General features: G+C 75.1%; 1 pseudogene. It reads left to right on the top strand.

The features are described 5' to 3' along the window. Window positions 1-527, top strand: a pseudogene (locus KGQ19_RS48845) (hypothetical protein); the annotation flags it as partial.

The following is a 527-nucleotide window of genomic DNA, read 5'->3' as shown; positions in this document are numbered from 1 at the left end:
GGCTACGACCGCCGCAGCTTCGACCCGCGCGCCACCTCGGACGACTTCAGCCCCCGCGGCTACGGCCGCCGAGGCCCCAACCGCCGCCGTGACGCTTCGGCCGACTTCGGCCCCCGCGACTTCGGCCCCCGCGGCTACGGCCGCCATGGCTTCGATCGCCGTGGCTACGACCCGCGCGACGCCTCAGACGCCTTCGCCCCTCGCGACTTCGACCGCCGCGGCCACGGCCGGCATGGTTTCGACCTGCGCACCGCCGCTGACGCCGTCGGCCCGCGCGACTTCGGTCGCCGTGGCTACGGTCCCCGCGAAGAGTCCGCCGACTCCAGCCCCCGCGGTTACGGTCGGCGTGGCTACGGCCGTCGCGGTGACGACCCCCGCTTCGCCCAGGCTGACTCCGGCCCTCGCGACTCCGGTCGTCGTGGCTACGGTCGCCGCGAAGAGCTCGCCGACTCCAGCCCCCGCGGCTACGACCGCCGAGCCTCCGACCCGCGCGACATCCCTTCCGCCGACTCCAGCCCCTGTCTCTT

Source organism: Catenulispora pinistramenti, from assembly GCF_018274385.1.
Lineage (GTDB): Bacteria > Actinomycetota > Actinomycetes > Streptomycetales > Catenulisporaceae > Catenulispora > Catenulispora pinistramenti.
The sequence above is the reverse complement of the archived record's forward strand: the minus strand, read 5'-3'. Positions and strand labels throughout refer to the sequence as shown.